The 4,784-nt window shown below is 40.3% G+C and carries 2 protein-coding genes; both read right to left on the bottom strand.

Annotated features, from left to right (window positions below):
* Positions 1-43: 43 nt before the first annotated feature.
* On the bottom strand, positions 44-3,226 hold the full coding sequence (locus AC1DDX_RS23770; RefSeq protein ID WP_337716866.1) for a SusC/RagA family TonB-linked outer membrane protein: 3,183 nt from the start codon (positions 3,224-3,226) through the stop codon (positions 44-46).
* A 128-nt stretch (positions 3,227-3,354) separates the two neighbouring features.
* The coding region (locus AC1DDX_RS23765) for a hybrid sensor histidine kinase/response regulator transcription factor (RefSeq protein WP_477622708.1) at positions 3,355-4,784 on the bottom strand (1,430 nt) is incomplete at its 5' end.

Below are 4,784 nucleotides of genomic sequence, written 5' to 3'. Positions count from 1 at the left end.
ATATGATGATGAGATTTGTTTTCATTACTTTAATTTTTAGAGGTTAGAATTCAATGTTGGTGCCCAGAGTAAATGTTCTAGGAACCGGATAATGACCATTGTCGATATTCATGAACCTGATGTTGTTATTAAGCGCTCCCAGTTCGGGATCGTAACCCGAATAATTGGTAAATGTGTACAGGTTTTGAACAGAAACGTAGAACCTGGCATTGCTCACCTTTATTTTGCTTATTAAAGATTTTGGCAGGTTATAGCCTAGCGCTACGTTCTGTATCCTTAGGTAAGATCCATCCTCAATGTACCGATCAGAAATTCTGTTGTTATTGTTGTGCCATTGATTATACCTTGGCAAATCTCCATTAGGATTGTTTGCAGAGTATCTGTTCAATACAGTAGTAAGCTGATTGTTGTAAGGAGAGCTTAAGGCTTCGGTTTGGCGACGACTATAGTTGAAAATGTCACCTCCCTGGCTACCATAAATGAATATCGAAAGGTCAATTCCTTTATAGCTAAAGGTATTTGTAAAGCCGTAGGTGAAGTCTGGATTAGGATCGCCTATAACGGTAACATCCTTATCATCAACCACCTTATCGCCGTTTAGATCTTTAAACCTTACATCGCCCAGCCATAAGCTACCCGGAGCAATTGAGAGTCCGTAATCTATCCCATTGTTTAGCTCTGCCTGCGATCTGAATAATCCATCGGTAACATAGCCATAGAATGCACCAAGCGGACGGCCCTGTTGAGATAAGGTAACCAATGATTTGGTACCATATTCATCAAAAGTACCAGGTAAAGTTGCATTAGGCTCGTTCATCCTGTTAAGGATATTTTTATACTTACTGAATATGATATTGGTTTTCCATGTAAAGTTATTATTCTGAATGTTATAAGATGTTAGTCCGATATCGAAACCAGTGTTGGTCATGCGGCCATCGTTTGTTGTTGGCGTTTTGATATCGTTCCATGCCGTTCCTAAACCAGAATAAGCACCAAGCTGAGTAGCCAGTAACATATCTGAGGTTACTTTTTTATAGGCATCAAAGCTGAACTCTAATCTTTTATTCCAGGTGGTAAGGTCTAAACCTGCATTGTAGGTATTGGTAGACTGCCAGGTAATTAACAGGTTATCTACGTTATCAGGCAATCCACCTGGACCAAATGGTGCAATAGGAAATAGTCTGATATTTGCAGAGTATAGGTTACCTGAGCCGGCATCCTGCCCACCCACTTCTCCATATCCGAATCTTAGCTTCAGATAATTAACATATTTGTTGTCTTTTAAGAAAGATTCGTTACTTGCTGTCCACGATGCCGAAACAGCCGGGAATGTACCCCATTTGTGGCCCGGGCCAAAGTTAGAAGATCCGTCTCTTCTTATTGTTCCACTGATAGCATACCTGTTGTCGTAATTATAGTTTAAACGTGCAAATACCGACTCCATACTCCATGTTGCAGCTCCTGCTCCTATGCCTTGGGTATCGCCTGCATCACCTGCATTTAAATTTGGGATATTAAGAACCAGGTTATCTCTGTTGGCATTGATAAAGTCGTATTTGGATCTTTGTGCCTCATGGCCTACCGTAGCAGCTATATTATGCTTACCAAAGGCTTTGTTATAATTAGCATAGTTTTTAATTGCCCAGTAAAGGCTGTTATTTCTTTGCTCTCTAAGCCTTGCCGGAGAAAGGATGACGGCTTTGGTTTCAGCATTTTGTACATATGGCTGAAATGCCCTATCGCTGCTCAGATTAAAATCAAAGTTACCCTCTGATCTGATGGTGAGACCATCTATGATAATCAGATCTGCATATACTGTTCCGAAAGCTTTTGAAGATTGATTGCTTACATCACGCAACATTGCTAACGCAACCGGATTATTTGGATTTCCAAATGTGCTGCCTCCTATTACATTGGTAGAGATATAATTACCAAAAACATCTTTAACGGGAGTTACAGGACTATTATAAAGCACTGTACTGGTAACGGCATCGAAACCATCTGAAAGGCCGATCTGCTGATTGGTTCTGGACAGGTTTGCAGTGATACCTGTTTTTAACCATTTAGTAGCCTGATGGTCTATATTAGCTCTTAGGGTTATTCTTTTAAACCCTGTTTTGATTAGAGTTCCTTCCTGATTAAGATAGCCGCCAGAGAAATAGAACTGTGTTTTTTCTGTTCCTCCTGAAAAACCAAGTTGATGGCTTTGAGTAAATCCTCTTCTGTAGATCTCGTCCTGCCAGTCGGTACCCACACCTAATAAGGAAGGGTTTTTAAACTCTGCAATACTATCCATTCCACTTCCCGGAACTCCTCTTACTTCTAAAACCAGCGAGTTCATGTATTCTGCATTTTGGCGCAGGTTCATTACAGAAAGCTTTTTTGGAACTTCTGAAATACCAACATAAGAATCGTAGGTAATTTTACTTTGGTTGGCCCTGCCTCTTTTGGTATTGATGAGCACTACTCCATTTGCACCTCTGGCTCCATAAATGGCCTGTGCTGATGCATCTTTCAGGATATCGATGGTTTCAATATCGGCAGAGTTTAAGGTTGCCAGCACACTTTGCCCGGTTTGTCCGGAACCACCCCCTAAAAAGTTTTGTTCCAGGGAGCTGCTTTTTGAGTTCATAGGAACTCCATCTATTACATATAACGGTTCGTTATTCTCGCCCGTTGAGGTAAGCCCTCTGATCCTTACGGAAACACCACCTCCTGGCTGACCGCCATTGTTATTTATGGTAACACCCGCTACCTTACCTTGCAAGGCCTGATCTACGCCGGCAACAGGTAAATTTTTAATGTCCTTTTGGGATACAGAAGAAATTGCTGAGGTTACTTCTGATTTACGCAATGTACCGTAACCGATAACTACTACGTCGGATAAGGTTGAAGTAGAGGATTCAAGGTTAGCGTTAATTACTGAGCCTGAACCTACGGTAAGTTCTTTTGTGGTCATCCCTACATAGGAAAATACAAGTACACTTGCATTTGAGGTAACCATGATGGAATACTTACCTTCATTATTAGTTAAAGCGGTGGTTTTGGTTCCCTTTACCACTACAGATGCACCGGGTAAAGTTGTTCCGCTTTCATCAGCAACAACACCCGTAACTATTCTATTTGAAGTACTTTGGGCGTAACCGGATTTGGTGATTCCGGTAAGTGTAAAGATCATGAACAGGATAAAAATCCATTCATTACAACTCGTTCTTGTCGTTTTCATGTTTGGTCGTCATATTTGGTTTAGTTAAGATCCCCAGGGGATGGGTTTCTATTTGTTAAAACTAGATACAACTGAATCCTGTATTGCTAAAAAAGGGGTACGCAAATGTTAACCTTTCACAAAAAAGGCTACGAAGCGGTAATATCCGTGTTCCCAGCATATTTTGAAGGGAGCACATCAAATTCTTCTTTAAAAGATTTGACAAAATTCTTGGTGGTTTTAAAACCTACCTTATAACAGATCTGTGAAACGGTTAATTTTCCTTGCTCCAGCAGCTGCGCTGCCCGTTTTAAACGATAAGACTTGATAAACTCGAGCGGGGTTTTGCCGGTAAGTGCTACAATTCTTTTGTACAAGGTTACACGGCTTATCAGCATCAGGTTGCTAAGCATATCTACAGAGAAATTGCTATTCCCTATATTCTTTTCTATCTCCTGAAGAATTTGCTGCAGGAACTGTTCATCAGGGCTCTCCATTTCTATGGTTGCCGGTTGTACTTCTACCTGCTTCTGATAAAGCTTTCTGAAGGATTCCTGCTGAATTAATATGTTGCGGATTTTGGAGTTTAGGATTTCAAAACTGAATGGTTTGGTCATGTAGTCATTGGCCCCTGTTTCCAGACCCGTCAGCTCCTGCTCCTMGCCAGTTAAAGCGGTTAACAGCACTACTGGAATCTGGGTTGTTCTGGAATCGCCTTTGATCTTTTTGCAAAGTTCTATACCAGTCATTTCGGGCATAGAAATATCGCTGACAATGATATTCGGATGGTAGAATAATGCCTTTTGCCAGCCATCTTTTCCATTACCGGCTTCTATTACATTAAAGTCTTCCTTTAAATTATCTTTAAGATAAAAACGCAGATCGGCATCATCCTCAACAAGTAATACAGTTGCTTTTTTAGAAGAGATCGTAACGTTTGCTTGCTGATTGTTTAACGTATCCTCATTAGCAATTAGATTATCTACAAAGTTATCCGTTGGATTGCTTTGATGTCTAAGTTCCTCGAATGGCAGCAAAATGGTAAAGCAACTGCCAATGTTTTCATCGCTCTCTAAAAAGATCTCGCCACCGTGAAGTTTTACAAACTCTTTGGTTATTGCCAAACCTATTCCACTACCCTGATTAATGATAGACTCTGGAATATCATTCTGAAAAAAGCTTTCAAATATCTTCTCCTGYTTCTCTTTTGGTATACCTATTCCGGTATCGCGAACTTTAATCTCAACCATGTATTGGTCGATCATAATACAGTCTACAGACACATTTACCTTGCCGTTATCCAATGTAAATTTAAAGCTGTTAGAAAGCAGGTTAAAGAGAATCCGCTCTATTTTATCATGGTCAAAATTTACATCGAGCTTCTCGTAAGTAGCATTAAAGGTTAACTGGATGTTTTTCTGTTCAGCGAGATCCTTAAAGGAATAAGTAATGTCTCTGATGAACGAAATGATATCGCCAGGTCTTTTTTGAAGTTTGATCTCTTTAAGCTCCATCTTTCTGAAATCGAGCATCTGGTTTACCAGGTTGAGCAGACGCTTTGCGTTTTTCTGTATCAGGG

Source organism: Pedobacter sp. 10L46_2, assembly GCF_056395165.1.
This window is presented reverse-complemented; position numbering and strand designations above follow the sequence as displayed.